27 protein-coding genes and 1 tRNA gene are annotated in these 25,350 nt (G+C 69.0%); 13 read left to right on the top strand and 15 right to left on the bottom strand.

The features are described from left to right. Window positions 1–164: 164 nt before the first annotated feature. Complete coding sequence (locus BN4251_RS09505) at window positions 165–1,451, bottom strand: ISL3 family transposase (protein WP_087484849.1); 1,287 nt, start codon at window positions 1,449–1,451, stop codon at window positions 165–167. A gap of 126 nt (window positions 1,452–1,577) precedes the next feature. Between BN4251_RS09505 and BN4251_RS09510 the strand changes: the two genes are divergently transcribed. After that, the gene (locus BN4251_RS09510) at window positions 1,578–2,447 is read left to right on the top strand and encodes a hypothetical protein (RefSeq protein ID WP_087484850.1); all 870 of its coding nucleotides are present in this window, start codon (window positions 1,578–1,580) and stop codon (window positions 2,445–2,447) included. A gap of 4 nt (window positions 2,448–2,451) precedes the next feature. Here the strand turns inward: BN4251_RS09510 and BN4251_RS09515 are convergent, their stop codons facing one another. Next, the gene (locus tag BN4251_RS09515; protein ID WP_087484851.1) at window positions 2,452–2,736 is read right to left on the bottom strand and encodes a hypothetical protein; all 285 of its coding nucleotides are present in this window, start codon (window positions 2,734–2,736) and stop codon (window positions 2,452–2,454) included. A 78-nt stretch (window positions 2,737–2,814) separates the two neighbouring features. Here BN4251_RS09515 and BN4251_RS18300 point away from each other — a divergent pair, with 78 nt between their 5' ends. From BN4251_RS18300 to BN4251_RS09540, 6 genes are all read left to right on the top strand, one after another. After that, the gene (locus BN4251_RS18300; RefSeq protein WP_170931910.1) at window positions 2,815–2,979 is read left to right on the top strand and encodes a hypothetical protein; all 165 of its coding nucleotides are present in this window, start codon (window positions 2,815–2,817) and stop codon (window positions 2,977–2,979) included. Beyond that, window positions 2,979–4,133, top strand: a complete 1,155-nt coding sequence (locus BN4251_RS09520; RefSeq protein WP_087484852.1) for a peptidoglycan-binding domain-containing protein — start codon at window positions 2,979–2,981, stop codon at window positions 4,131–4,133. The genes BN4251_RS18300 and BN4251_RS09520 overlap by 1 nt, the downstream gene beginning before the upstream one ends. 2 nt (window positions 4,134–4,135) lie before the next feature. Continuing rightward, window positions 4,136–4,558 (top strand): hypothetical protein, encoded by a 423-nt coding sequence (locus BN4251_RS09525; protein ID WP_087483523.1) that lies wholly within the window; start codon window positions 4,136–4,138, stop codon window positions 4,556–4,558. A gap of 4 nt (window positions 4,559–4,562) precedes the next feature. Then, entirely contained in the window at window positions 4,563–4,976 is a 414-nt protein-coding gene (locus tag BN4251_RS09530) for a hypothetical protein (protein ID WP_087484853.1), read from the top strand. Beyond that, window positions 4,973–5,239 carry a phage holin gene (locus BN4251_RS09535; RefSeq protein ID WP_212647603.1) on the top strand — a complete coding sequence of 89 codons (267 nt, stop codon included), beginning with the start codon at window positions 4,973–4,975 and terminating at the stop codon, window positions 5,237–5,239. The genes BN4251_RS09530 and BN4251_RS09535 overlap by 4 nt, the downstream gene beginning before the upstream one ends. A 388-nt stretch (window positions 5,240–5,627) precedes the next feature. Beyond that, window positions 5,628–6,461, top strand: coding sequence for a DUF3800 domain-containing protein (locus BN4251_RS09540; protein WP_087484854.1), 834 nt, complete (start codon window positions 5,628–5,630; stop codon window positions 6,459–6,461). A 48-nt stretch (window positions 6,462–6,509) separates the two neighbouring features. On the opposite strand, the gene BN4251_RS09545 is transcribed toward BN4251_RS09540, so the two are convergent. The 4 genes from BN4251_RS09545 to BN4251_RS09560 form a co-directional block, all read right to left on the bottom strand. Next, window positions 6,510–6,899 (bottom strand): VOC family protein, encoded by a 390-nt coding sequence (locus BN4251_RS09545; RefSeq protein ID WP_087484855.1) that lies wholly within the window; start codon window positions 6,897–6,899, stop codon window positions 6,510–6,512. Window positions 6,900–7,235: 336 nt separating this feature from the next. Continuing rightward, complete coding sequence (locus BN4251_RS09550; protein WP_140398418.1) at window positions 7,236–7,646, bottom strand: hypothetical protein; 411 nt, start codon at window positions 7,644–7,646, stop codon at window positions 7,236–7,238. 149 nt (window positions 7,647–7,795) lie between these two features. Continuing rightward, window positions 7,796–7,870, bottom strand: a tRNA-Lys gene (locus BN4251_RS09555). A gap of 113 nt (window positions 7,871–7,983) precedes the next feature. Then, on the bottom strand, window positions 7,984–9,495 hold the full coding sequence (locus tag BN4251_RS09560; protein WP_087484985.1) for an alanine/glycine:cation symporter family protein: 1,512 nt from the start codon (window positions 9,493–9,495) through the stop codon (window positions 7,984–7,986). 341 nt (window positions 9,496–9,836) lie between these two features. On the opposite strand from BN4251_RS09560, the gene ectA reads away from it, so the two are divergent. From ectA to BN4251_RS09575, 3 genes are all read left to right on the top strand, one after another. Next, on the top strand, window positions 9,837–10,376 hold the full coding sequence (gene ectA, locus BN4251_RS09565; protein WP_087484986.1) for a diaminobutyrate acetyltransferase: 540 nt from the start codon (window positions 9,837–9,839) through the stop codon (window positions 10,374–10,376). Between the two features lie 90 nt (window positions 10,377–10,466). Continuing rightward, the gene (gene ectB / locus BN4251_RS09570; RefSeq protein ID WP_087484857.1) at window positions 10,467–11,786 is read left to right on the top strand and encodes a diaminobutyrate--2-oxoglutarate transaminase; all 1,320 of its coding nucleotides are present in this window, start codon (window positions 10,467–10,469) and stop codon (window positions 11,784–11,786) included. Window positions 11,787–11,888: 102 nt separating this feature from the next. Continuing rightward, window positions 11,889–12,281, top strand: a complete 393-nt coding sequence (locus BN4251_RS09575; protein ID WP_087484858.1) for an ectoine synthase — start codon at window positions 11,889–11,891, stop codon at window positions 12,279–12,281. Window positions 12,282–12,358: 77 nt separating this feature from the next. Here the strand turns inward: BN4251_RS09575 and BN4251_RS09580 are convergent, their stop codons facing one another. Together BN4251_RS09580 and BN4251_RS09585 are read right to left on the bottom strand one after the other, a co-directional pair. Next, window positions 12,359–12,721, bottom strand: coding sequence for a PH domain-containing protein (locus tag BN4251_RS09580; RefSeq protein ID WP_087484859.1), 363 nt, complete (start codon window positions 12,719–12,721; stop codon window positions 12,359–12,361). Window positions 12,722–12,723: 2 nt separating this feature from the next. After that, window positions 12,724–13,359 (bottom strand): hypothetical protein, encoded by a 636-nt coding sequence (locus BN4251_RS09585; protein WP_087484860.1) that lies wholly within the window; start codon window positions 13,357–13,359, stop codon window positions 12,724–12,726. 141 nt (window positions 13,360–13,500) lie between these two features. Between BN4251_RS09585 and BN4251_RS09590 the strand changes: the two genes are divergently transcribed. Continuing rightward, the gene (locus tag BN4251_RS09590) at window positions 13,501–14,154 is read left to right on the top strand and encodes an IMPACT family protein (protein WP_087484861.1); all 654 of its coding nucleotides are present in this window, start codon (window positions 13,501–13,503) and stop codon (window positions 14,152–14,154) included. 25 nt (window positions 14,155–14,179) lie between these two features. On the opposite strand, the gene BN4251_RS09595 is transcribed toward BN4251_RS09590, so the two are convergent. Both BN4251_RS09595 and BN4251_RS09600 read right to left on the bottom strand, forming a co-directional pair. Further along, window positions 14,180–14,503, bottom strand: a complete 324-nt coding sequence (locus tag BN4251_RS09595; RefSeq protein WP_087484862.1) for a hypothetical protein — start codon at window positions 14,501–14,503, stop codon at window positions 14,180–14,182. Between the two features lie 136 nt (window positions 14,504–14,639). After that, window positions 14,640–14,924, bottom strand: a complete 285-nt coding sequence (locus BN4251_RS09600; protein ID WP_087484863.1) for a GlsB/YeaQ/YmgE family stress response membrane protein — start codon at window positions 14,922–14,924, stop codon at window positions 14,640–14,642. Between the two features lie 242 nt (window positions 14,925–15,166). Between BN4251_RS09600 and BN4251_RS09605 the strand changes: the two genes are divergently transcribed. Then, window positions 15,167–19,054: a Pls/PosA family non-ribosomal peptide synthetase gene (locus BN4251_RS09605; protein WP_087484864.1), complete on the top strand. Its 3,888-nt coding sequence runs from the start codon at window positions 15,167–15,169 to the stop codon at window positions 19,052–19,054. Further along, on the top strand, window positions 19,051–20,376 hold the full coding sequence (locus BN4251_RS09610) for a M1 family metallopeptidase (RefSeq protein ID WP_087484865.1): 1,326 nt from the start codon (window positions 19,051–19,053) through the stop codon (window positions 20,374–20,376). The genes BN4251_RS09605 and BN4251_RS09610 overlap by 4 nt, the downstream gene beginning before the upstream one ends. Window positions 20,377–20,444: 68 nt before the next feature. Here the strand turns inward: BN4251_RS09610 and BN4251_RS09615 are convergent, their stop codons facing one another. The 5 genes from BN4251_RS09615 to nrdF all read right to left on the bottom strand — a co-directional run bounded on the left by BN4251_RS09615 (window position 20,445) and on the right by nrdF (window position 25,203). Next, window positions 20,445–20,951, bottom strand: coding sequence for a 4'-phosphopantetheinyl transferase family protein (locus tag BN4251_RS09615; protein WP_170931911.1), 507 nt, complete (start codon window positions 20,949–20,951; stop codon window positions 20,445–20,447). After that, window positions 20,948–21,295 carry a metal-sensitive transcriptional regulator gene (locus tag BN4251_RS09620; protein ID WP_087484867.1) on the bottom strand — a complete coding sequence of 116 codons (348 nt, stop codon included), beginning with the start codon at window positions 21,293–21,295 and terminating at the stop codon, window positions 20,948–20,950. The genes BN4251_RS09615 and BN4251_RS09620 overlap by 4 nt, the downstream gene beginning before the upstream one ends. Before the next feature lie 11 nt (window positions 21,296–21,306). Then, window positions 21,307–23,664, bottom strand: coding sequence for a heavy metal translocating P-type ATPase (locus tag BN4251_RS09625; RefSeq protein ID WP_425426201.1), 2,358 nt, complete (start codon window positions 23,662–23,664; stop codon window positions 21,307–21,309). 65 nt (window positions 23,665–23,729) lie between these two features. Then, window positions 23,730–23,939 carry a heavy-metal-associated domain-containing protein gene (locus tag BN4251_RS09630; RefSeq protein ID WP_087484868.1) on the bottom strand — a complete coding sequence of 70 codons (210 nt, stop codon included), beginning with the start codon at window positions 23,937–23,939 and terminating at the stop codon, window positions 23,730–23,732. Window positions 23,940–24,234: 295 nt separating this feature from the next. Beyond that, window positions 24,235–25,203, bottom strand: a complete 969-nt coding sequence (gene nrdF, locus BN4251_RS09635; RefSeq protein ID WP_087484869.1) for a class 1b ribonucleoside-diphosphate reductase subunit beta — start codon at window positions 25,201–25,203, stop codon at window positions 24,235–24,237. Window positions 25,204–25,350 lie beyond the last annotated feature (147 nt).

Consider the following 25,350-nt stretch of genomic DNA (forward strand, 5'->3'; position numbering starts at 1 on the left):
GGAACCCGCTCCGATGCACACGCCCACGAGTCAGCACAACGTGTTGTGTTTATCGTGTCTGTGGATGCCATGGGGCATGAACAGCGACTGGCTGACCACAGGAGAGACGGCGAGCATGGGGGCTCTTCGCGGTTCGTGGTGAATGACCCTGCTGTAGCGGGTATTCACGCTACGGTTCTCGCGGCGCTGGCTAACAGGATACGGGTCCGGTAGTTCTCCGCGTTACGGAAGCCGCGGCCGGTGCGTTTGATGTTCTTGATGCCGGTGTTCGCTGCCTCGACTCGGGCGGTGGTCGCGCCGGTGACGATGAGGACCTCGATCGCGTCCCACCAGGTCACGACGGTGTCGTAGAGCTTGGTCGCCTCGGGCATGTTCGCGAGCTGGGCGAAGTAGCCCATCCGCATCCGTTCGTCCCAGGCCTGGGCGAGGGTGTCGGTGGCCAGCAAGCGGCGGAGCTGCTCCTTGATGCCCCAGGCGGCCGAGAGCTCGTCGGTGGGGTCATCGGTGCGGAACACCGACTCCAACCGCTCCCAGGCCCGTGGAGTGAGGGTGTCAGCGCCGCGTAGCAGCAGCATCCGGTGGGCCCAGGCCGGGTCGTCCTTGCGGCCGCGACGACCGCGATGGGTGCGGGCTAGGCGTTGACGGACGGTGGTGACCATGTCGTTTCCGAGCTTGACGAGGTGGAACTTGTCGACCGAGACCGCAACGCGGGGCAGGTAGGTCCGCAGTGCTTTGCGGAACGCGGCCGAGGGATCGATGGCGACGATCTCGATCCGCTCCCGCCAGAGCTCGGAGCGCTGGGCGAGCCAGTCGCCGACGGCGGTGGAGTCCCGGCCGTCGACGATACCGAGGACCTGCCCGGTGGAGAGGTCGACCAGGGTCGTCATCCAGGGCTCGAACCGTCTCCAGGCACCGTCGTCGGTGCGGAACCAGCGCACCGACCGGTAGCGGTGCTCATCGATGCCCAGGCGCGTCACTGACACGTCCTCGGCGGTGGGCAGGACCACGGCGGCAGCCGCCAGCGCGGCCTGGACCAGCCACCACGAGACGCCATGGGCCCGGGCGACTTCCGAGGCTGCCCGGCCAGAGGTGATCACCGCGGAGACGACCTGATCCCGCAGCCGGGTCGTCGAGCGCGCGCGGTGCGGGACCTGGTCGGTCGCTTCCCAGAACGTGCGCCGGGCGCAGGCCGACTCGAGGCAGAACCAGCGCCGCTTGGCCCACACCACCGCCATCGCCCCGGCCACGGGCACGTCTCGCACCTTCTGGGATCGGCGGGAGGGGGCCTTGGTCGCGAGCACCCCGCACGACGGACAGCCCGGCGGCTCGATGGATTCGATCACCACCCGCCGGCCTCCATCGGGCAGGTCGATCGCGTCGATGACGCGGTAGTCGGGCAGGTTGAAGATCGTGCTCGCAGCATCTCGCTGCGAACCCGTATTCTCATGCACAGGCTCGTGGTCCTCTGGGATGTGGCTGTCTAGACAACACCCATCACAGCAGGACCACGGGTCGTTCTACGCCAGCGACGCGACGCTCTCCTTCACCACGAGCCGCGAAGAGCCCACAACCAGATCGTGGCGTCCAAGATTGAAACCGGCGAGTTCGCGAACTCTGGGAGCACCTCTCCGATCCACCTGGAAGGGCTCGAGAACGTCTTCCTCGGCCTCCACGCAACGAAGAACCTGGTCGACGATGTGCCGTTCGTGTACTCCCCCTATCGGGACTACACGAGTTCGGCGGCGCTGCTGAACAACCCTTCGGCGGTCACGTCGTTCCAGGCGTGCCAGTTCGCCGCCCCCCTTTCCGGGCGGGTTCGATGGGTCGATGGGTCGTTCATGAAGTTCGACGGATGCACCTTCTCCCGTTCTGCTGGGCAGTCTTCCTACACCGCGATTGATCTGCACACTGACTCGCACGTCCACAACTGCGATATCCAGATGGTGCCGGGGCATTCGGGCGTGGTGACCCTGCGGGGAACGCATTCGACTGTCCGTGATGTGACTCTCCGCCTGAACACGAACGCGGCTGCGGGGCCGCAACTGCGGATCGCCTCGGGTGCGGCGCACAACGTGGTGGAGAACTTCAAGATCCTCGGCGGCGGCAACCCCCAGTCGCGTGTCTCATCCGACCTGCCCGATGGGCGGTACGGCACGAACGTCATCCGGCTCCACCCCGGCTACGTCCAGTCCACGGCAGCTGCAGGCACCATCGGGGATGTCCGTGCCGATGTCGTGGCACTCACGAGCGTTGGCGCGAACATCATCTGGATCTCGCCCCGGCACGAGGGCGCGACAATCCAGGTCGTGAACACCGCATCGAGCGGGAACGCACGGTTCATCACGGACGGGAACGTCCACGGCGCGAACTACCCCGACGACATCTACCTCGCCCCCGGACAGGGAGCGTCGTTTGTGTACGTCGGTGGGGTCTGGTATCAGACCTGATCGGTCAGAGCAGGGCGTAGAGAGCGAAGCCGGCAGCGACGACACCGGTGGCATAAGTCGCGGCCTCGGACCAGTCGAGCCAACGCTTCGCATTCAAGCGGGCCGACTTCTCCTTCTCCGCCCTCTTCCGCGCAAGCGCTTGGTCTGCGGGGTCGAGCTCGGCGATCTCGTCCTCGGTGGGCAGATCACGTGGGTGGTCCCAGCGCCCGTTCGATGCCGCCACGCCTTTGGCAACGATGGACACGAATGCGAATGCGGCCGCGATGATCTTCGCGTCGTTATCTGTCATGCCCAGGAATGTATCCCGGCCCCGCCCCGCTCTGCGGGGCTTTCTCATCCCCGCTCGGCGGGAGACAGGAGCACCACCATGGCCGACCCGCTACCCGAGCTTGATCCCATCCCTGAGGACGACGAGGCGCTCGACATCCCGGACCACGCTCTCGAGCAGGCCCTGGCCGATGGGCGGCCGTGGTCCGAGGACGACGACGAGGACACCGTCCCGGATGACCTCGACGACGACGGGGAGGGCTGATGGGGTACTACACCCGCAAGCACTGGACCTCCACCGCGAATCGCGCCGTGCACGTCAAGCGCAAGCAGGTCCACGCCACGCTCCACTACCCCGGATGGGGCACCGACTCGATCCGCACCGCCGGCTGGTCGCGTAAGCGCTGCTTCCAGCAACTCAGGGCGTGGCGGAACATGCACGTCGGCTCCGGTGCGTACAAGGAGGTCGCGTACAACCTCTACGCCCTCCCTACCGGAGACGTGGCAGAGGGTCGAGGGAACCGGCAGAACGGCGCGAACGGCACTTCCGCGGCGAACCGTGCCGGGATGAGCATCCAGGTGCTGATCGGTGACAACGAGGACCTCACCATGGGGCATCTGCGAGCGATCTTCGACGCGCTCGCACTGCTCGAGCGCTGGCACCCCGGAATCACCAGCCGCCAGTACGGGCACCGGCACTGGGTGAGCACCCGCTGCCCGGGCCCGAAGGTCCAAGCCCGAGTCCCCTTCCGTGTCGGGTCCGTCCCTACCGATGGTGGCGGCAAGGGCATCACAGGCACCGCGCCCGGCCTGTCCGATGGCCTCGCGGACGTCGACGACTCCCAGCGCTGGCTGACCGCGCTGGGCTACGACCCCGGCCCCATTGACGGCAAGTTCGGCGCCCGCACGCAGGCCGCCACTCGACAGGCCCAGCTCGATCTGGGCATCACCCCCGCGGACGGCCGACCCGGCCCCGCGACCAGAGCCACCCTGGAGGCAGCAGTGACCACTCTCGACAAGATCAGCAAGGACATCGCCGCGATCAAGCGCACGCTCGAACCCGGCATCTCCGGGAAGCGCACCGACGGCGAGCTCGTCTCCACCCTCCGCGGATTCCGGAACGACATCCCTGGCATGGTCCTCGATGCCCCCGTCGCCCTCGAAGGGAAGTGGAAGGGCCAGAAGTCCACGCTGCGCCGGATGCGTGCCTGGTACGCGGAAGACCTCCGACAGATCAAGGCCGGGATCGCCACGTCCCGCGCCGCGGTCCTCGAAGCGGTGCAGGAGACCGGCAAGGCTCAGGGCCTCACCGACGCCCAGGTCCAGGCGATCGCTACCGCCGCCGCGGAGGCGTCCGCGCGGGTGTCCGCAGAGGACGTGGCCGGGCAGCTCGAGGTCGCCGTCCGGAACGAGGACTGAGCATGCTTAGCTCGCCGTACCCCGTGCCGCCTGATCGGTGGCTGCGGGCCTTCATCATCGGTGCGTGGCTCGCCGCGACCGCATGCGGGATCTGGGTCCTCGCCTACCCTCCCCGCACCTACGCAGGATTCGGGCTGATCGTCACGTTCCTGTGGGCCGGGCTGATGATCACCGGATCACTCCTCGTCCTCGCCGGGAACATCACCCAGCGATACCGGATCGAGCTACCCGGTCTGATCTTCGCACTCGGCGGCGTGATCCTCTACGGGCTCCTGTCCTGGGATCAGGTCATCTCCGGGACGTGGGGGTCAGGGCCGCGCGCGCTGCTACTGGTCATGCTCGCGCTGCTGATCTCGCACCGCGCCCGGATGCTGACCCTGATCCACCGCAGGCTGCAACGACTCGACGACGTGGCACGGGGGTAAGCGTATGGATGTCCCCGCCATCCTCACCGGGGCAGTCGCGGCCGTCTTCAGTGGCGGCGGCATCTGGGTGGGTCTACGCCTGTGGGTGGACCACCGCAAGAACCGATCCGACGGGCGCCGCGCTGACCGCGACATCGAGGCTCAGCGCGAGGAACGCGCGATCTCTGTCATGGAGCGTGCGATGACCCGCCTCGACTCCGAGGTCACCCGGCTGTCGAAGAGTGATGAGTCGAACCGGTCCCGGATCACCGACCTCGAGAAGTCGAACCGCGAGCTAGCGGAGGAGAACCGCGTGTTCCGCAGCGTGATCGTCGGCGTGCTCGAACGGCTGCGCCGGCAGCCTCCGGATGAGCCCGCGTCGATCCTCGAGTACATCTTCAAGCACCTCCCGCACTTCCGAAAGGACCCCACCCCATGAGCAAGTACCGCAAGGACGTCCCCGCCACTCTCGGCAACCCTGCCCGCGTCATCGCGCAGCCGCGCACGCGCCGATGGATCTACGGCATCGCCGTCGCCGCCGTGCCCCTCCTTGTCGCGTACGGCGTGATCGCGGAATCGGACGCGGCACTGTGGATCGGCCTCGCCGGCGCTGTGCTGGGTACGGGTGTGCCGGCCCTCGCCGCCGTCAACACGGACGTGCCGGCAGAGCGGGACCCGAACCTGCGAGCCGGGGACGTCTGATGTTCTTGTGCCCGCTGTGCTCCACCCAGTACGGCGACCCGATCGCGGCGGACTGGTGCCGACGTGAATGCGCGGACGCTGACCGAGACGCACGCAGACGATGAGAACGCCCCCATCCTGGCCTACACGGCCGGGTGGGGGCGCTTCGGTGCGTGGCACCCAGAACGCGTGACATTGGTGCAGGCCAACGGCCTAGTAGCCTGCGACCCTCAGACGGTTTAGGTCCCGCCACGAGTAGTCAGTGCAGGTCACAAGCGAGTTGACCGCAACTCCCCGCACCGCTACTCTAAGCGGACAGCACGCCCCCGCGCGTGCTAGTTGCACATCAGTGCAGCGAGTCCTATGGCCGCCCCGAGGGGCGGCCATAGTTGTATCGAAAGGCAGATAGTTGCACGTTTGTTACGTAGACGAATCCGGGGATGCAGAGTCGCTACTTTCCGGGGCGTCGAACTCTACGCCAGTCTTCGTACTCCTCGGGATGACTGTCCCCAGTTCGCAGATCAATGCTCTCACCTGGGATTATCTGCACCTCAAGAAGCAGTTTAACCCGTCGCTCGAAAAAGTGCAGCTCAGCGAACTCATTCAGTTTGAAATGAAGGGCTCATCACTGCGACGAGATTTACGGAAAGCAGGTCGCAATAACCGTCGGCGCGCGACGCACATCCTCGACGAAGTCTTTTCCCTGCTCGAAAAGCATAACTGTCAACTGGTAGGCAAGGTTATAGTCAAGGAAGTGGACGTTGAGTCTCGAGGTGACAAGAAAATATATAGCCACACGATCGCTCAGCTTGCCGAGTCTTTCGAAGCGCAGCTATCGGCTGCGAACACGAACGGGATGATGGTTCTCGACGCCCGGACGAAGGTGAAGAATACGCCGAGCACGCTAGGGATCACCACCCGTCGCTTCCGTACTGGTGGAGGAGACTACCCTTCCCTTGTCGAATCTCCGGTCTTCGGGCACAGCGACACGCACGTACCCCTGCAAATCGTTGACCTAGTGGCGTCTGCCGTCGTGTTCCCCATCGCCTGTATTGAGTACTGTTCACACCTCCACTGGAACGCACATCCGAACCCGAATCACAGGGCAGTCAAGGAACGCTACGGACCGAAGTTGCAGGCTCTCGAATACCGGTACATTAACGGGGACGGACTGAAGCGGGGTGGCTTTCAGGTGATCGACCCAATTTCGTCCAGGCCAACCCACCTGATGTTTCGGGACTGATCCCGCGCCCCCACTCTCCTCCGGGAGGGTGGGGGCGCTTTCGTGCGTTCATGCCCCGGTCGACTTGGGACTCTCCCTCGATTCGCAAGCCATCAGCAGAGTTCCGTCCGGGTCGCGGAAGTGAAGGAACGCGACACTGCCGATGTCCGTGATCTCGGACATGAGCGGGATCCCGAGCGCCGCTAGGTGCTCGGCGAAGGCGGTGAGGTCGTCTGTCCACCAAAAGAAGCGCGGCGGACCATCAGCGGTGAACGCAGCATTCGCGTCTAGGCAGAGTCTGGGCCCCGACTGGACGGGGAGATCGACGATGGTGTCGCCGTGCGAGGTTGGGGGCACATCGATGTTCAGCAGCCGGGCGTACCAGCGGCTCGACACCTCGATGTCCCGCACCGGGATGAACACCTGACCAATCTCTCCAAGGATCGCCGCACTAGTCATGGGCCGATCCTAGTTAGTTGGTCACGCGCGGCCCCTGGCCCGTCCGCCGTACTCGTTCAGTACCTCGGCACGCCCCAGCGTCCGAACCACGTCACGCCCGCGCACCGGTCCGCACTCCGTACTCCTCCATCGGCCCCACCCCCACGCGACCCACACACCCCACGAGCGTCCGCGCGCCGCAGGCCCGGCACTCCCAGGTCCGGTGTCCGCCCGTGAACGGCCCGGCCCCGCACTGGCAGGCCTGCCACCCGATCAGGTACCGGTCGCTCCCGCAGACACAGGTTGGTGGGGTGGGTTCGGTCCAGCCGTGGGGTGTGCGGATCAGCCATGGCTCGGTCATCCGAGCGCTTCGTCGACGACGTCGTAATGCTCAGGGCAGGCGTAGTGCACGATCACTCGAATCGCGTCCTCGGCCGCATACCAGTCGCCTTCCTGTTGGATGACGTAATCCATCTGCCCCTCCCACGTGAACCAGAAGATGTATTCGTCATCCTCCCCTGGGGGATCACAGGCGATGTCTCTGATGTGCTCCCTCGGGAAGTCCTCCACCAGTGCCTCGATATCAGCGTCGACGTCACCGGTCAGCTCGAGCGTGCCGGTGGCTCCGTCCAGAGTCACCGATGCTGTGGTGGTCTCCGCTGGCTCGGGCGGTGCGGGGGGAGACTCTGGCTCAGCCGCGCACCCGGCGAGCACGAGGGCGGCAGCGCCGGCGGCCAGCCAGCGGACGGGGCGGGGCGAGGAGGTCATGGGCCGAGTCTATTCGGGCGGTGTGACGCTCGGGAGGGCTGGGCTACACCTGGGCTACGCCTGATCTAGGTCTGTGCCGTCTGCGACAGTCTGGCTACACCATCGGCTACACCTGAGAGTAATCTCGGAGGCACAATATGCCTCTGAACTGGTGGGCCCGGTGGGGATCGAACCCACGACCCGCGGATTAAAAGTCCGATGCTCTACCACTGAGCTACAGGCCCGCGCCCGCTGAGCGGGCCAGATCATCTTAGCGGTGACGGCCCCTGGACGAGGACACCGGGCAGCGGCTGAGACCGCTGCCCGGTGCGCTCCGGGAACCGACTGCTGCTCGCGCTCAGGCGGAGGCGCCGGCCTTCTTGCGCTCGTCGAGGTAGTCGCAGACGTCCTCGTCCTCCCAGACCTCGACGTTCTTGATCTCCGGCAACTCGCTGGCCAGGAAGATCGGGTCCAGCCCCTGCGCGCGTTGCTGGTTGTAGTGGCGCAGCAGCTTGAGCGCGGTGGGGGTGAGGATCGCGATCACCACCAGGTTGATCAGGGCGATGAACACCATGCTCACTCCGGCGATGGTCCAGGCGAGGTCCACGGCGATGACGGAGCCGAGGAACACCAGGGCCACCACGGCGACACCGAAGGCGATGTGCCAGCCGCGCTTGGAGGTCAGGAAGTGCATGTTCGCCTCGCCGTAGGAGAAGTTGCCCAGCACCGAGGTGAAGGCGAGCAGGAACATGATCACCGCCAGCAGCACCGCGGCCCAGGAACCGAGGTTCTGAGCGAGCGAGCCCTGCACCATCATCAGGCCCTCGCCGCCCGCGGAGACGTCCGGGAATGCCACCAGCACGATGAAGGCGGTGATGGAGCAGACCAGCAGGGTGTCGAAGTAGACGCCGAGGGTCTGCACCAGGCCCTGCTTGACGGGGTGGGAGACGGAGGCGGTGGCGGCGACGTTGGGGACCGAGCCCATGCCGGCCTCGTTGGAGAGCATGCCGCGCTGGACGCCGTTGATGAGCACGGCCATGAATCCGCCGCCGAAGACGGCCTGGGGGTCCACAGCGCCCATCACGATCTGCTCGATCACCCGGGGCAGCTCACCGATGTTCATGCCCACGATGATGATGCCGATGAGGAGGTAGATCAGCGCCATCACCGGCACCATGTTCTGGGCGACGGCAGCCACGCGACGCATGCCGCCGAAGATGATGCCGGCGGTCAGCAGAGCCAACAGCACGCCGAGCAGGATGGGCAGCCAGGGCAGGCCCTCGGGGTCGGTGTAGGCGGCGACGGCGCCGGAGACCGCGTCGACGATGGTGTTCGCCTGCAGCGAGGTGAACGCGAAGGCGAAGCAGAAGATGAACAGGATCGCGAAGAACGCGCCGAAGCCGCGGCTGCCGAGCCCGCGATGGATGTAGAAGGCGGGACCGCCCTTGTAGGTGTCGTCGGCGCGGGTCTTCCACAGCTGGGCGAGGGTGGACTCGATGAAGCTGGCCGCTCCGCCGACGACGCACATGATCCACATCCACAGCACCGCGCCGGGGCCGCCGAGGAAGATCGCGCCGGCCACGCCCGAGATGTTGCCGGTGCCCACGCGCGCGGCGGCGGAGACGGAGAAGGCCTGGAAGGCGCTGAGGGACTTCGCGCGCCGCTCCCGCCTGCCCCCGGCCCTGACCTCCTCACGCTGGGCCTTCTGGGTGATGGCTCCGAGCATCGCAGGGATCATCCGCAGCTGCACTGCTCCGGAGCGGATCGTGAAGTAGAGGCCGAGGAGAATGACCACGGGCATCCCTGCCCAGGTCCAGAGGAAACCCTCGGCGCTCATCAAGAACTCGTTCAGTGAATCGAGGAAGCTCATGGGCACGAGAGTAGCGAGCAGGCCCCCGCGCACCCCTCGTCTCGCCCTCACGCGGCCGCCGCCGAGGCTGTGCATACCCGCGCGCGCGAGGATGTGTCCCGCATCGCGGGCATGTGACGCACACCACGTCTGCACCGAGCGGCCCACGAGAAAACCCTGGTCGCACCCACCATCGCCCCAGGTCGCCGTGAATAGTCCACAGTTGTCCGACAATCCGATCCACAGATACCCGACAGTCACGTTTGGGTCACGACACACCGAGGAACGGCCCCTGCCCCACCCCCGGGGCCTCCACAAGCGTCGGCGCTCTCGATACGGTTGATGGCGATATGGGCCCGTTGATGACGCACAGCGCAGACCACCCGTCCACCCCCGAGCAGACGACCGGACCAGGCTCCGACCTGGAATTCCGTCCCCCCGCCATGGAGGACGGCGCCGCTATGTGGCGCATCGCCCGTGACAGCGGCACGCTCGATCTGAACACCTCGTACGCCTACCTGATCCTGGCCCGCGACTTCGCGGAATCCTCGCGTCTGGTGCTGGACGGCGCAGAGCCCGTCGGCTTCGCCCTCGGCTACCTCCGCCCCAGCACGCCCGAGACGCTGTTCATCTGGCAGATCGCGGTGGACGAGTCCCAGCGCGGCCGCCGACTGGCCGGCCGCCTGCTCGACTCGCTCCTGGAGGACCTCCCCCAGGTGCGCACCCTCGAGACCACCATCACCGAGGACAACGCCGCATCCCAGCGGCTGTTCGCCTCCTTCGCGGAGCGTCACGGTGCCGAGCACCGCATCGAGCCCCTGCTGACCGAGGCCCACTTCCCGGATCCCGGTCACGGCGCCGAGCTGCTGCACGTGATCAGCGGCCTGCGCGCCGGGAGCTGAGAGACCGCCCCGAGTCACCCCCTCGGCACGGGCGCGCCAGCGCGCCCTCACGCCGCCCCACGACCACCGAACCACCACCCAGGAGATGTCATGACTATGACCGCACCCACCGAGACCACTGCGAAGCCCGAGCTGACCGATCAGGTCAGCGCCCCGACCCCCGACGCCACCGAGCTCGAGTCCGGTGTCCGCAGCTACTCCCGCGGCTGGCCGGCCGTGTTCACCCACGCCAAGGGCTCCGTGCTCACCGCCGAGGACGGCACGGAGTACATCGACTTCTTCGCCGGCGCAGGCACCCTGAACTACGGGCACAACCACCCCGAGCTGAAGAAGGTCGTCATCGACCACTACCTCGAGGACCGGGTCGTGCACGGCCTGGACATGTTCACCGATGTGCGCCGGACGTTCCTGCAGACCTTCGAGGAGCAGATCCTGAGGCCCCGCGGCCTGGACTACAAGGTCGCCTTCCCCGGCCCGGGCGGCGCCAACGCCGTCGAGGCCGCGCTGAAGCTGGCCCGCAAGGTCACCGGCCGCGAGTCGGTCGTGAACTTCACCAACGGCTTCCACGGCATGACTCTCGGCGCCCTCTCCGTCACCGGCAACTCGATGAAGCGCGGCGGCGCCGGCGTCCCGCTGGTCCACGCCACCCCGATGCCGTTCGACGACTACTTCGGCCAGGTCGTCCCGGACTTCATGTACCTCGAGCACATGCTCACCGACGGCGGCAGCGGCCTGAACAAGCCGGCCGCCGTGATCGTCGAGACCGTGCAGGGCGAGGGCGGCATCAACGCCGCCCGCGCCGAGTGGCTGCGCGGCCTCTCGGAGCTGTGCAAGAAGCACGAGATCCTGCTGATCGTGGACGACATCCAGATGGGCTGCGGCCGCACCGGCAAGTTCTTCAGCTTCGAGGAGGCCGGCATCGAGCCGGACATGGTCACCCTCTCGAAGTCGATCAGCGGCTACGGCCACCCGCTCGCGCTGACCCTGATCAAGCCCGAGCTGGACATCTGGGAGCCGGGCGAGCACAACGGCACCTTCCGCGGCTTCGCCCCCGCCTTCGCGACCGCCACCAAGGCGATCGAGCTGTTCTGGAGCGATGACGAGCTCGAGAAGTCCACCGCCGCCAAGGGCGCCTACGTCGAGGGCCGCTTCAACCAGATCGCCGCCCGCTACCCGGAGCACGATCTGGTGGTCAAGGGCCGCGGTCTCGCCCGCGGCCTGCAGATGCCCAGCGGCGAGATCGCCGGCCAGATCGCGCAGCGCGCCTTCGAGGAGGGCCTGCTGGTGGAGACCTCCGGCCCGTCCGACGAGGTCGTCAAGCTGCTCCCGGCCCTGACCATCCCGGACGAGCTGCTCGCCCGCGGCCTGGACATCATCGAGAACGCGGTCGACGAGGCGCTCAAGGCCTGATCGTTCCCATACTCCGTCGGCCCGTGCCCCCGTGGGTGCGGGCCGACGCCCTGCGCGGCTGCGCAGACCCACGACCCTGAAGACCTATCGGAAGGACACACAATGCTGGTTCGCTCGCTCGCCGAGATCGAAGACACCGACGCCGACATCAAGTCGGAGAACTGGCGCTCCAAGCGCATCATCCTGGCCAAGGAGGGCGTGGGCTTCTCAGTCCACGAGACGACCCTGTACGAGGGCACGGAGAGCTACTTCTGGTACGCCAACCACATCGAGGCCGTCTTCATCACCCACGGCGAGGGCGAGATCGAGGATCTGGCCACCGGTGAGGTGCACCAGCTCGCCCCCGGCACGCTGTACCTGCTCAACGACCACGACAAGCACAAGGTGCGGGTCCGCAAGGAGATCCGCTGCGTGTGCGTGTTCAACCCGCCGGTCACCGGCCGCGAGGTCCACGACGAGAACGGCGTGTACCCGCTGATCACCGAGGACGCCTGAGTCCCGCTCGCGCCCGCGCGATGACGGAGCCCGGCAGGACCGATGTCCTGCCGGGCTCCGTCATGTCACGGGGTGGTTCACAGCGCAGGTGTGCTTCCTCCGCGCGCCTGGGTGATCGCCGTGATCCAGCTGCTGCGCCCGGAGACCACGAAGCTGTGGACCGTGCCGTCGTGCAGCGTGACGGCGATCGAGTTGGGCACCAGGGGGAGCACACCGAGCAGTTTCGTCCAGGCACCGCCCACGTCCCTGATCAGCTGCAGCGGGATCTCCGAGGGGCCGCGCTGCACGTTGAAGGAGTGGGCGATGAACACCAGGCGCTGGGTGGTCAGGTACAGCTTTCCACCTGCCGTCTCGGCGCCGCGCTGCATGTTCGCGGCGTTGCTGCGCACGAGCTCCTCGCCCTGGCCGAGCGGGAACGGGAGTGATCCGGTGGCGGACATGCTCAGGCCCTGCGCTTCCGGACGATCAGCAGGATCACGCCGAGGGCCAGCAGCACGAAGCCGAGCGTGCCGCCGCCGATGGCGAGCAGCACCCCGCCGACGCCGGCGAAGATGCCGCCGATCGAGACGGGCGGGCCCACCGCGATCGGGCCGTCGCTGCACTCGATGGTGTACTCGCCGGCCTCCTCGGCGGTGAAGGAGTCCACCGAGACCCAGCTGGTCTCGCCGTCGCTGATCGAGCTGTTCTGGAAGGTGCCCTCCCCCACCGAGGGGCCGTCCACCATGCAGTCCGGCGCCGGTGCGCCCTCCTCGGCGTAGATCTGCAGGCTGTCTCCGGCCTCGGCGGTGATGGTGCCGCTTCCCCCGCTGAACTCCTCGAGCTCGCTGAGGTTTCCGGCGACTCCGCCGATACCGATGAACGCAAGCACCACTCCGACGATCACGCTGAGCGCGAGGATCACCGCGCCCAGGATGATGAGGATCTTCGGTGCCTTCGAGGTCTTCTTCACCGGGGCCAGACCGCCGGCGTCGGCGCCGTAGGGGCCGGGTGCGCCCGGGGAGGGCATGCCGCCCTGGGCCGGGACGCCGTATCCCGGGGAGAGGGGGCCGGAGTTGTGCGAGGAGGGAGGCTGGGTCACGGGGAGCTCCTGGGGAGGCGTCAGGATGGGACGCGGCAAGGCTATCGCCCGCGATGTCGCGCCGGCACCACGCCGCCGCACAGGCACCGCGCTGGCGCCGCGAACGCCCTGCGCCGTCGTGCTCCGCCTAGACTCCTGGGCATGACCGATCCCTTCGTGCTCGCCGCTGACGTCGAGACGGAGCTGATCGAGAAGCGGTCCCGCTTCCTCACCCGCCTGCACCGGGTCGAGAGCGTCGAGCGGGCCGATGAGCTGCTGCGCGCCGCGCGGGCGCAGCATCCCGATGCGCGCCATCACTGCACCGCCCTGGTGCTCGGCGAGACGGACCAGCGGGCGATGATGCATCGTTCGAACGATGACGGCGAGCCCGCCGGGACGGCCGGGATGCCGATACTGCAGTCCCTGCTGCATGCGGGCCTCGTGGACGCCTTCGCGATCGTGATCCGGTACTTCGGCGGGATCAAGCTCGGCGCCGGGGGTCTGGTGCGCGCCTACACCGCGGGGGTCGAGCAGGCCGTCGGCGCGGCCACGCTGCGGCGTCGCACCGAGCTGGTGGTCGCGCAGATCGAGGTGCCTCCGGCGGAGGTGGGCATCGCGGAGAACGCGGTGCGGATCTGGGCCGCGGCCCATGGCGCCGAAGTCGAGCCCACCCGCTACTCGGCGCGCAACGCTGTGCTGACGGTGCTGGTGGCGCCGGAGGATCTGGAGGCTCTCGCGGCAGATACCGCGCGCTGGTCCTCGGGGCGGCGCGGCGTGGAGGAGACGGGCCGGCGCACGGCCGACGTCCCGCTCTGAGCGGCGGGCCCGGGACGGGGACGGCTCAGATGTCGTCGTCCCCGGCGGGGCCGCCTTCGTTCTCCCAGTTCTCGAGCCGCTTCACGGTGCGGGGGTTGAACTTCTGACGCACCCCGTAGCCCACTCCGGCGGCCTCGTCCACGGGCAGGAACTCGACGCCGAACTCCTCGAGCGCGCGGTACAGCAGGTCGGAGAGCTGCGGGGTGATGGTGCGGCGACCGTGCTCGAGGTCGCGCACGAGCTCCTCCTCGAGCCCGGTGTGCTCGGCGATGTCGTGGCGGGAGACCTGCGCGAGGGCCCGAGCGGCCCGTGCCAGATCTGCGGTGATCGGGCGCGGTGTGCTGGTCATGCCTCCAGCCTCCCGCACCGCGCCGGAAAGCACCAGAGCACCGGAGCGCCGGAGCACCGGGACAGCGAACGGCGCCGCCCCGGTGGCCCGGGACGGCGCCGTCATGGCGTGCGGGGCTGCCCGCAACGAGGAGAGGTCAGGCGCGGCCCTTGGTGGCCAGGCCGTAGACGAACATGACCAGCAGCGCGCCGAGCACGGCGAGCAGGATCGTCCACAGGCTCCACGGGTTGTTCATGATGCCGCTGACGCCGTCGCCGCCCAGCAGCCCGCCCATCAGGCCGCCGACGATCGCGCCGACGACGCCGAGGACGATGGTCATGCCCAGGCCCATGGCCTGCTTTCCGGGCATGATCGCCCGGGCGAGAAGGCCGATGATCGCACCGATGATGATCCAGGAAATGATGAGTCCGATGAGTCCCATTGTCGACACTCCATGTTCAGCGGGGGAAGGCGTACATGCTCATCATGACTGTGTTTCACCGCGAATGCGGGTACTGGACAAGGACTCGCAGGTCATGAAGGCGACCGGGTGGTCCGTGGAATGCGCGGGAAACGCCTCCCGGGGCATCCGCCCGCCTGAATTCCGTCCGTTCTGCCGGTGTGCGTGAGCTGTGCGGCACATGCCCCGTCCCGTCGGCTCCCGTACCGCTTCTGGTCACCTCGATGGGAGACAATCCCGGCGTGACGACCTCTCTTCTGCCCGAGCTGCTCGCCGGCGACCGTGCCCCCGCTCCCAGCACCCTGGTGGCGCTGTTCCAGCACGTGGTCTCCGAGCACGGGGACGCGCCCGCCGTGGACAGCGGGCTGGTGACCATGACCTACACCGAGCTCGAGGAGGCGGCGAGCGAGCTGGCCGAGCGCCTGGCCGAGCACGGGGTGGGCCCCGGGGACAAGGTCGGGGTGCGCATCAAGTCCGGCACCACGGACCTCTACGTCGCGATCCTCGGGATCCTGCTGGCCGGCGGGGCGTACGTGCCCGTCGACGCCGACGACCCCGACGAGCGGGCACGCGTGGTGTTCGAGGAATCAGCAGCGGCCGCGGTGGTGGGCAACGACCTGGTGATCACCGTGACGGAGGCCGGCCGCGCCGCCTCCCCCACCCCGCAGCGCGAGGTCGAGCCGGACGATGACGCCTGGGTCATCTTCACCTCCGGCTCGACGGGCAAGCCCAAGGGCGTCGCGGTCACCCACCGCAGCGCGGCCGCCTTCGTCGAGGCCGAGTCCCGGATGTTCCTGCAGCAGGCCCCGATCGCGCCCGGTGACCGGGTGATGGCCGGGCTCTCGGTCGCCTTCGACGCGAGCTGCGAGGAGATGTGGCTGGCCTGGGCCTACGGCGCCTGCCTGGTGCCGGCACCCCGCTCCCTGGTGCGCTCGGGCGTGGACGTCGGCCCCTGGCTGAAGGCCAACCGCATCACCGTGGTCTCCACCGTGCCCACCCTCGTCTCCCTCTGGCCGGACAGCGCCCTGGCCCAGGTGCGGCTGCTGATCATGGGCGGTGAGGCCTGCCCGCCCGAGCTCGCCGCCCGCCTGCAGGCCCCCGGGCGCGAGGTGTGGAACACCTACGGCCCCACCGAGGCGACGGTGGTCGCCTGCGGTGCGATCCTCGACGGCACGGCGTCGGTGCGGATCGGCCTGCCGCTGGACGGCTGGGATCTCGCCGTGGTCGATGCGCAGGGGCACCCCGTGGCGCCGGGAGAGTCCGGGGAGCTGATCATCGGCGGGGGGGGGCTCGCCCGCTACCTCGATCCCGAGAAGGACGCCGAGAAGTACGCCCCGATGCCCACCCTGGGCTGGGACCGCGCCTACCGCTCGGGCGACATCGTCGTCAACGACCCCGAGGGGCTGCTGTTCGGCGGCCGCGCCGATGACCAGATCAAGCTCGGCGGGCGCCGCATCGAGCTGGGCGAGATCGACGAGCAGATGCTGCGCCTGCCCGGTGTGGTGGGTGCCGCCGCGGCCGTGCGCTCCACGAAGTCCGGCAACCAGCTGCTGGTCGGCTATCTCACCGTGGACGCCGGCTATGACGCGGAGATCGCCAAGGGCCTGCTGCGCCAGCGGATGCCCGCGGCGCTCGTGCCCCGCCTCGCGGTGGTGGACGAGCTGCCCACCCGCACCTCCGGGAAGATCGACCGCGACGCGCTGCCTTGGCCGCTCCCCCACCGCGGCACCCCCTCGGCGGCGCTGTCCGGCACCTCGGCCTGGATCGCGGAGATCTGGGCGGAGGTGCTCGGTGCGGAGGTCACCTCCGGGGCCGACGACTTCTTCGACTTCGGCGGCGGCTCGCTCACCGCCGCGCAGGTGGTCAGCCGGCTGCGGGAGAAGCATCCCGAGCTCGCCGTCGGCGACGTGTACGCGCACTCGACGGTCGCGGCGCTGGCCGCCCACCTCGACGAGATGGGCACCTCGACGATCACCAGCGACCGCACCGTGGCCCCGCTGCGTCGGCGCACCCAGATCGCGCAGCTGCTCGCGCTGGTGCCGCTGCGGGCGCTGGCCGCGCTGCGCTGGATCTCTGCGCTGCTGCTCGCCTCGACCCTCGCCTCCGCGCTGCTGGACCTGCCCTGGCTGGTGCGCTTCCCGCTGTGGCTGGTGATCCCGCTGGCCGCGGTGATGCTGCTGCCGCCGGGCCGGATGGCGCTCGCAGCGCTGCTCGCGCGCATGCTGCTGCGCGGTGTGGGACCGGGCAGCTATCCGCGCGGCGGCCGGGTGCATCTGCGCCTCTGGGCCGCGGAGCGGATCCAGGACGAGCTGCGGGCCACGCACCTGTCCGGTGCCTCGTGGGTTCCGCTGTATGCGCGGATGCTGGGGGCACGGATCGGCCGGGACGTGGACATGCACACCCTGCCCCCGGTCACCGGTCTGCTCGAGATCGGCGGCCGGGCCTCGATCGAGCCCGAGGTGGATCTGGCCGGTCACTGGATCGACGGGGACCAGCTGCGGATCGGCACCGTCCGGATCGGCAAGCGGGCCCGGATCGGTGCCCGCAGCACGCTCGGGCCGGGGGCCGACGTGGGCCGGGGCGCGGAGGTCGCGCCCGGCTCGGCGGTGCTCGGCACGGTGCCGGCCGGCGAGTTCTGGACCGGCTCCCCCGCCGAGCACCAGGCGACCGCACGCGGCCCGTGGTCCGCCGATGCCCCGGCCAGGCCCTGGCACTGGCGCGCCGCCTATCCGCTCCTGTCCGCGCTGATCGCGGCGCTGCCGGCGCTCGCGCTGCTGGCCGGCGTACCGGTGCTGCTGCCCGCCCTGCACGGCACCGCCACCTTCGCCGAGGCCGTGCTCGCGATCCTGCCCTGGCTGCCGCTCGCGGCGCTGCTCGGCTTCGGGGCGCTGATGGTGCTGGTGATCGTGATGACCAGGCTGCTCGCCCTCGCGATCCGGCCCGGCCACCATCCGATCGGCTCCCCGCCCGGGGTGGCGATCTGGGCGACGCTGCGCCTGCTGGACGAGGCCCGCACCTGGCTGTTCCCGATCTACGCCGGGGCGCTCACCCCGCTGTGGATGCGCCTGCTGGGCGCCACGGTGGGCAGGGGTGCGGAGATCTCGACCGCGCTGCTGATCCCCAGCCTGGTCCAGGTGGGCGAGAACTCGTTCCTGGCCGATGACACCCTGATCGGCTCCTACGAGCTGGGCGGCGGCTGGATCCGGGTCGAGAAGGTCAAGGTGGGCAAGCGGGCCTTCGTGGGCAACTCGGGCATGCTCGCGGCTGGGCGGAAGGTGCCCAAGCAGTCGTTGGTCGCGGTGCTCTCCGCGGCGCCGCGCCGCAAGACGGCCAAGGCCGGCACCTCCTGGCTGGGCAGCCCGCCGCGCAAGCTGCGCCGCAGCGAGGAGGAGCACGATGCGTCCCTGACCTACGATCCTCCGCGCAGCCTGCGGATCCAGCGCGGACTCGTCGAGACCGCACGGATCCTGCCGCTGCTGCTCGCGCTGCTGCTCCCGGTCGCGGTGGGCCTGGCCCTGTACGCGCTGCTGGCGTCCGGGCCCTGGGGGATCGTGCTCGCCCTCGTGCTGGGCGGCCCGCTGCTGCTGGTGGCGGGGCTGTTCGCGGCGGCGGTCACCGTGGTCGCGAAGTGGGTGATCATCGGGCGGCACGAGCCGGGCGAGCATGCGCTGTTCACCCCGTACGTGTGGCGCTCGGAGCTCGCGGACACCTTCACCGAGGTGCTCGCCGCGCCCTGGTTCGCGAACGTCACCGCCGGCACCTGGGCGCTGAACCTCTGGCTGCGGCTGCTGGGCGCGAAGGTCGGTGCCGGGGTGTGGTGCGAGAGCTACTGGCTGCCGGAGACGGACCTGGTGAGCCTCGGCGCGGGCGCCACCGTCAACCGCGGCTGCGTGGTCCAGACCCACCTCTTCCAGGACCGGGTGCTGAGCATGGACACCGTGACCCTCGGCGCGGGTGCGACGATGGGGCCCGGCGGGATCATCCTTCCGGCCGCGTCGATCGACCGTCACGCCACCGTCGGCCCCGTGTCGCTGGTGATGCGCGGCGAGCGCGTCCCGCCCGGCACGCGCTGGACCGGCAACCCCATCGGGCCCTGGGAGGAGGACGCATGAGATCCGCAGGCGAACCCGGCAGCGATCCGTACGTGCCCCGTCACGGGGATGCGCGCTACGAGGTGCTCCACTACGACCTCTCCCTCGACTACCGGGTGGAGGGCAACCGTCTCGAGGGCGAGGCGACGCTCTCCTGCCGCGTGCTGGCCGAGGCGGAGTCGCTGATGCTGGACCTGCACGGGCTGGCCGTGCAGAAGGTGTGGGTGGACGGCCGCCCGCAGCGCTTCACCCATGCGCGCAGCCGGCTGACCCTGAAGCTGCCGCTCGCCGCGGGCCGTGAGCTGTCCGTGCGCGTGAAGTACGCCGGCACCCCGCGCCCGATGCGCTCGCGCGCGCTCGGTGCCGCCGGCTGGGAGGAGCTCGAGGACGGCGTGATCGTGGCCGCGCAGCCGCACGGGGCCCCCTCCTGGTATCCGTGCAACGACCGACCCGATGACAAGGCGACCTACTCGATCGCGCTGTCCACCCCGGCGGGCTACACCGTCGCCGTCTCCGGCGAGCTGCAGGGTACGCGCCGCACCAGCCGCGGCGTGGTCTGGTCCTTCGAACAGACGGCTCCGATGCCCACCTACCTGGCCACAGTGCAGATCGGCCGTTACCGGGAGATCGAGCACCCCGGCGCCCCGGTGCCGGTGCGCACCCTCGCACCGGCCGTGATCGAGGAGTCCGATCTGGCCGGCTCCTTCGATCTCCAGCCCGAGATGCTCGCCTTCTTCGCGCGCCTGTTCGGCCCCTACCCCTTCACCTCCTACACCGCGGTGATCACCGAGGACGAGCTCGAGATCCCGCTGGAGTCCCAGGGGCTGTCCACCTTCGGCAGCAACTTCGTGGACACCGACTGGGAGAGCGTGCGGCTGATCGCGCATGAGCTCTCGCATCAGTGGTTCGGCAACTCGGTCACGCTGCAGCGCTGGCAGGACATCTGGCTGCACGAGGGCTTCGCCTGCTACTGCGAGTGGCTGTGGGCGGAGGAGTCCGGGGTCTCGACCGTGCAGGCCGAGGTGGAGAAGCACCATGCGCTGCTGGCGGGGCTCGCCCAGGACGATCTGGTGCTCGCCGATCCCGGCCGGGATCTGATGTTCGATGACCGCGTCTACAAGCGCGGCGCCCTGGCCGTGCACGCCCTGCGCCTGCACCTCGGGGACGAGAGCTTCGTGCAGATCGTGCGCTCCTGGCTCGAGGAGCACCGCTTCGGCACGGTGAGCACCGAGATGTTCCTCGAGCACGTCGCACAGCAAGCCGGGGACGAGGCCGCCGCGCTGCTGGATCCCTGGCTGCGCGAGACGGCGCTGCCCACCTGCCCGGTGCCTGCGAGCGCCTGAGCGCCGGAGCCGGGGCGGCACCGGCGGGGTCCACGGCGGTGAGGGCCGACGGCGGCCAGCGCTGTCGGTCAGAGGCGGGCGAGCGCCGCGACGTGACCGGGCGGCGCCGGCAGGTCCACGACGTGGTGCGCATCCAGCTGCACCGCCTCCATGGGGGTGGCGAGCCCGGTGCCGAGCGCCTTGAGCACCGCCTCCTTGCGGGCCCAGAGGGCCGCCCGCTCCTGCGCGTCGGCGCCCCGCGCAGCGGCCCGCTCGCTCGGATGCAGCACCACAAGCGGATCCCATCCCCGCTCGACGGCGGCGATCGCCTCGATATCCACGCCGACGGGGCCGTCCACGCTCACCGCCGTGAGCAGGTGCTCGCCGCAGCGGCTGAGGCTCACGAACACCTCGACTCCTCCGGCGCGTGCCCAGGGCCGGCCGTGGGCGGAGGAGCCGCAGCGGGGGCAGGCCCGTCCGGTGAGGACGTCGGCCGGATCGAGCCCGAGCAGGTGGGCGATGCGGGTGCGCAGGAGCGCGTCGGCATCCTCCTCCGCCCGGTGCAGCCGGACGATCCCCTCAGCGGGCGCGGTCACCGGCTGAAGCGGGCGATCGCGTCCGCGACCTCCTGGAACTTGGCCTCGGCCTCCTCGCCGCCGGCGATGGCCGCATCGCGCACGCAGTGGCGCATATGGTCATCCAGCAGCCCGAAGCCGACGTTGCGCAGCGCGGAGGTCAGCGCCGTGATCTGGGTGAGGATGTCGATGCAGTACTGCTCCTCCTCGACCATCCGCTGGATGCCGCGGGCCTGCCCCTCGATCCTGCGCAGGCGTGCGAGGTAGCGGTCCTTGTCGCTGATGTAGCCGTGGTGGTGAGCGGGCGTGCCCGTCTCCTCCGGCTCGGTGCCGGGGAGCGACTCGCTGTCAGCTGTGGTGGTCATGGCCTTCTCCTTCACTTCGCCTCGACGAGCTCGCGGTCGGTGTGCGCGCTCGCCGTCTGTTCCTGTGCGCCGGCGGTCCGGCCCGTGCCGAGGGTGGATCTGAAGCTGCGCAGCGTCAGCGAGTTCGTCACCACGAACACGGACGAGAAGCCCATCGCGATCCCGGCCAGGCCCGGGTTCAGCAGGCCCAGCGCGGCGACCGGGATCAGCGCGACGTTGTACGCGAAGGCCCAGAACAGGTTGCCCTTGATGGTGCGCAGCGTACGGCGCGAGAGTCGGATCGCGTCGCTCGCCGAGCGCAGATCGTTGTTCATCAGGGTGATGTCAGAGGCTTCGATCGCGACATCGGTGCCGGCGCCCATCGCAAGGCCCAGATCGGCCTGGGCGAGGGCGGCGGCGTCGTTCACGCCATCGCCCACCATCGCGACGCGCCGGCCCTCGGACTGCAGCCGTTCCACGGCCGAGACCTTGTCCTCGGGCATGACGTCCGCGATCACGTTCGCGGCCTCGACTCCCACCTCGGCGGCCACCGCGGCGGCGGCCCGGGCGTTGTCCCCGGTGAGCAGGTAGGGCGTGAGGCCGAGCTCCTTGAACTGTGCGACCGCCTGCGCGGACGACGCCTTGATCGTGTCGCGCACGACCACCACGCCGGTCGGGGCCGAGTCGACGTAGACCGCCACGGGCGTCGCGCCGCGGCCCTGCGCCTGCTCGAAGGCCTGCGCGAGCGTCGGGGGCAGCTCGCCGTCGGGGCGACCGGCCACGACGGTGCGGCCGTCGACGACGGCGCTCACGCCGCGCCCGGCGGAGCTGGCGAAGTCGGTGGCGGCGGTCAGCTCACCGCGCTCCGCGGCGGCGGTCACGATCGCCTTCGCGATCGGGTGCTCCGAGCCGGACTCGACCGCGCCCGCGAGGGCGAGCACCGTGTCCTCGTCGGCGCCGTCGGCGGCATGCACCTCGGTCAGGGACATGACGCCCTCGGTGACGGTGCCGGTCTTGTCCATGACGATGGTGTCGACCTGGCGGGTGGACTCGAGCACCTCGGGGCCCTTGATCAGCAGGCCGAGCTGCGCGCCGCGCGAGGTGCCCACCAGCAGCGCGGTGGGTGTGGCGAGGCCGAGCGCGCAGGGGCAGGCGATGATCAGCACCGCGACCGCGGCGGTGAAGGCCCAGTTGAGGTCGTTGCCGATCAGCAGGTGCACGATCAGCGCTATCACGGAGACCACGATCACGGCGGGGACGAACACTGCGGAGATCCGGTCGACCAGGCGCTGCACGGGCGCCTTCTTCGACTGCGCCTCGGTCACGAGCTTCGCCATCTGCGAGAGCGTGGTGTCGCCGCCGGTGCGGGTGACCTCGATCAGCAGGCGGCCGGAGGTGTTGATCGTCGCGCCGGTGACGAGGCTGCCGGGCGCCGCATCGACCGGCACCGATTCGCCGGTGAGCATCGATTCGTCGATCGCGGAGGTGCCCTCCACGACCCGTCCGTCGATCGCGATCTTCTCGCCCGGACGGACCACGAAGACATCCCCCACCGCGAGCTGCCCGACGGGCACCCGGGTCTCCTTGCCGTCGCGGAGCACGGCGGCGTCCTTCGCGCCCATGTCCAGCAGCGCCTTGAGCGCCGCCGAGGATGCGCCCTTGGCGCGCACCTCGAACCAGCGGCCCAGCAGCAGGAAGGTGATCACCACCGCGATCGTCTCGAGGTAGAGATGGTCCATGCCGTCAGCGCGCGGCAGCAGGCTCATCTCCATCGTCATGCCGGTGACCCCGGCAGTGCCGAAGAAGAGCGCCCACAGCGACCACAGGTATGCGGCGGTGGTGCCCATCGACACCAGGGTGTCCATGGTGGTGGAGCGGTGGCGGAGGTTCAGGATCGTGGCGCGATGGAAGGGCATCCCGCCGTAGAGGTAGATGAGCGTGGACAGCACGAGGATCGCCCACTGCCAGTTCGTGAACTGCAGCGCGGGGATCATCGAGAGCGCCACGACCGGCACGGAGAAGATCGCTGACCAGATCAGGCGGCCCCTGAGGTCCTTCTCCTCGGCCAGGCGTGCCTCCTCGTGCCGGTCCACGGGCTCGCCCGTCTCCGACCCGGCCTCCGCCGTGGCGGGCTCCTGCGCCGCGGTCATCGTGAAGGCGTCATAGCCTGCGCCGCGGACGACCTCGATGAGCTCGTCCTCGGTGACCTTGCTCGGGTCGTAGTCGATGGTCGCGGTCTCGGTCGCGTAGTTGACGATCGCGTCCGCACCCTCGACCTTGTTGATCTTCCGCTCGATCCGGGAGGAGCACGACGTGCACGTCATGCCCGTCACGCCGAGCTCGATGTGGACGAGGTCCGACGTGTCGATCGGTGCTGGAGTCTGCGTCACGTGCTCTTCCCTTCCGTGGGTCGTGGTGAGTGTTCTCGGCAGTACCTGCCGGGGGTACCCGCGCGTCAGGCCTTGAGGGAGTAGCCGGCCTCGGCGATCGCAGCGGCGACCTGCTCGTCGGTGAAGTTCTCACCGGTGACGCTGACCGTGCCGGACTCGTGCGAGGCCAGGACCTCGGAGACGCCCGCGATCTCGCCGACCTCTTCCTTGACCGACATCTCGCAGTGCCCGCAGGTCATGCCCTGGACGGTGTATTCCTTGGTGGTGGCAGCCATGACTGGTCCTTTCGTCGTGGAGGGCGGCGCTCGCCGCCACAACACTAAGCCTATACCCCCTATAGGTATACGTCAACGGCCGCGATCCACGTGTTCACCCCCGCTACGGCATCGGTCAAGCCGAGGCGGGCCGCAGACTAGGAGCGAGGTGTGTCGCCCGCGGGCTACACACCCGTCATCGTCATCGTTGCTCTCCCCTGTCACTGCACCGGAGACACGAAAAGGCCCGGGACCCGCGGAGTTCCGCGGATTCCGGGCCTGCTGTCAACTCATCGGCTGACGTGACGAGTGCTTCTTAGAAGTCCCAGTCGTCGTCCTCGGTCTCGACGGCCTTGCCCATGACATAGCTCGAGCCGGAGCCGGAGAAGAAGTCGTGGTTCTCGTCCGCGTTCGGGGAGAGCGAGGCGAGGATGGCCGGGTTCACCTGGGTGGCCTCCTGCGGGAACAGGCCCTCGTAGCCGAGGTTCATCAGCGCCTTGTTGGCGTTGTAGCGCAGGAACACCTTGACGTCCTCGGTCCAGCCGACGGCGTCGTAGAGGTCCTCGGTGTAGACCTCCTCGTTCTCGTACAGCTCCAGCAGCAGCGAGAAGGTGTAGTCCTTCAGCTCGGCCTTGCGCTCGGCGGAGAGCTTCTCGACGGCCTTCTGGTACTTGTAGCCGATGTAGTAGCCGTGGACCGCCTCGTCACGGATGATCAGGCGGATGATGTCGGCGGTGTTGGTCAGCTCGCCGTGGCTGGAATAGCGCATCGGCAGGTAGAAGCCGGAGTAGAACAGGAACGACTCGAGCAGCACGGAGGCGACCTTGCGCTTCTCCGGGTCATCGCCCTCGTAGTAGCTCATGATGATCTGAGCCTTCTTCTGGAGCTGCTCGTTGGTGGCGCCCCAGTGGAAGGCCTCGTCGATCTGCTTGGTGCTCGCGAGGGTCGAGAAGATCTGCGAATAGGACTTCGCGTGCACCGACTCCATGAACGCGATGTTGGTGTACACCGCCTCCTCGTGCGGGGTGACGGCGTCCGGGATCAGCGAGATCGCGCCCACGGTGCCCTGCACGGTGTCCAGCAGGGTCAGCCCCGTGAAGACGCGCATGGCCATCTTCTGCTCCTCCTCGGAGCGGCGGCCCCACGACTGGATGTCGTTGGACAGCGGCACCTTCTCGGGCAGCCAGAAGTTCCCGGTGAGGCGGTCCCACACCTCCTGGTCCTTGGGGTCGGGGATCCGGTTCCAGTTGATGGCCTGGATCGTCGTGCTCAGGTGATCGTTCACCGCATCCTCACAGTCGTCGAAGGGGGTCGTCCGGTCGGCGCAGCGGCGCTCGGGACCGTTCCCCGCCAGTCTAGGCATCAGGCGGTGCCCGGCGGGCATCCGGCAGGCCGACGGCGCGGTGGCAATGCCCACCCCGTCGCGGAAGGC

This window comes from Brachybacterium massiliense (assembly GCF_900184245.1).
In the GTDB taxonomy this organism is placed as follows: domain Bacteria; phylum Actinomycetota; class Actinomycetes; order Actinomycetales; family Dermabacteraceae; genus Brachybacterium; species Brachybacterium massiliense.

Bases quoted from the DNA above. Each gene is read 5' to 3' on its own strand.
- BN4251_RS09515 (WP_087484851.1), bottom strand. From the start codon at position 2,736: ATGACAGATAACGACGCGAAGATCATCGCGGCCGCATTCGCATTCGTG.
- BN4251_RS18300 (WP_170931910.1), top strand. From the start codon at position 2,815: ATGGCCGACCCGCTACCCGAGCTTGATCCCATCCCTGAGGACGACGAG.
- BN4251_RS09520 (WP_087484852.1), top strand. From the start codon at position 2,979: ATGGGGTACTACACCCGCAAGCACTGGACCTCCACCGCGAATCGCGCC.
- BN4251_RS09525 (WP_087483523.1), top strand. From the start codon at position 4,136: ATGCTTAGCTCGCCGTACCCCGTGCCGCCTGATCGGTGGCTGCGGGCC.
- BN4251_RS09530 (WP_087484853.1), top strand. From the start codon at position 4,563: ATGGATGTCCCCGCCATCCTCACCGGGGCAGTCGCGGCCGTCTTCAGT.
- BN4251_RS09535 (WP_212647603.1), top strand. From the start codon at position 4,973: ATGAGCAAGTACCGCAAGGACGTCCCCGCCACTCTCGGCAACCCTGCC.
- BN4251_RS09545 (WP_087484855.1), bottom strand. From the start codon at position 6,899: ATGACTAGTGCGGCGATCCTTGGAGAGATTGGTCAGGTGTTCATCCCG.
- BN4251_RS09550 (WP_140398418.1), bottom strand. From the start codon at position 7,646: ATGACCTCCTCGCCCCGCCCCGTCCGCTGGCTGGCCGCCGGCGCTGCC.
- BN4251_RS09560 (WP_087484985.1), bottom strand. From the start codon at position 9,495: ATGAGCTTCCTCGATTCACTGAACGAGTTCTTGATGAGCGCCGAGGGT.
- ectA (WP_087484986.1), top strand. From the start codon at position 9,837: ATGACGCACAGCGCAGACCACCCGTCCACCCCCGAGCAGACGACCGGA.
- ectB (WP_087484857.1), top strand. From the start codon at position 10,467: ATGACTATGACCGCACCCACCGAGACCACTGCGAAGCCCGAGCTGACC.
- BN4251_RS09575 (WP_087484858.1), top strand. From the start codon at position 11,889: ATGCTGGTTCGCTCGCTCGCCGAGATCGAAGACACCGACGCCGACATC.
- BN4251_RS09580 (WP_087484859.1), bottom strand. From the start codon at position 12,721: ATGTCCGCCACCGGATCACTCCCGTTCCCGCTCGGCCAGGGCGAGGAG.
- BN4251_RS09590 (WP_087484861.1), top strand. From the start codon at position 13,501: ATGACCGATCCCTTCGTGCTCGCCGCTGACGTCGAGACGGAGCTGATC.
- BN4251_RS09595 (WP_087484862.1), bottom strand. From the start codon at position 14,503: ATGACCAGCACACCGCGCCCGATCACCGCAGATCTGGCACGGGCCGCT.
- BN4251_RS09600 (WP_087484863.1), bottom strand. From the start codon at position 14,924: ATGGGACTCATCGGACTCATCATTTCCTGGATCATCATCGGTGCGATC.
- BN4251_RS09605 (WP_087484864.1), top strand. From the start codon at position 15,167: ATGGGAGACAATCCCGGCGTGACGACCTCTCTTCTGCCCGAGCTGCTC.
- BN4251_RS09610 (WP_087484865.1), top strand. From the start codon at position 19,051: ATGAGATCCGCAGGCGAACCCGGCAGCGATCCGTACGTGCCCCGTCAC.
- BN4251_RS09620 (WP_087484867.1), bottom strand. From the start codon at position 21,295: ATGACCACCACAGCTGACAGCGAGTCGCTCCCCGGCACCGAGCCGGAG.
- BN4251_RS09630 (WP_087484868.1), bottom strand. From the start codon at position 23,939: ATGGCTGCCACCACCAAGGAATACACCGTCCAGGGCATGACCTGCGGG.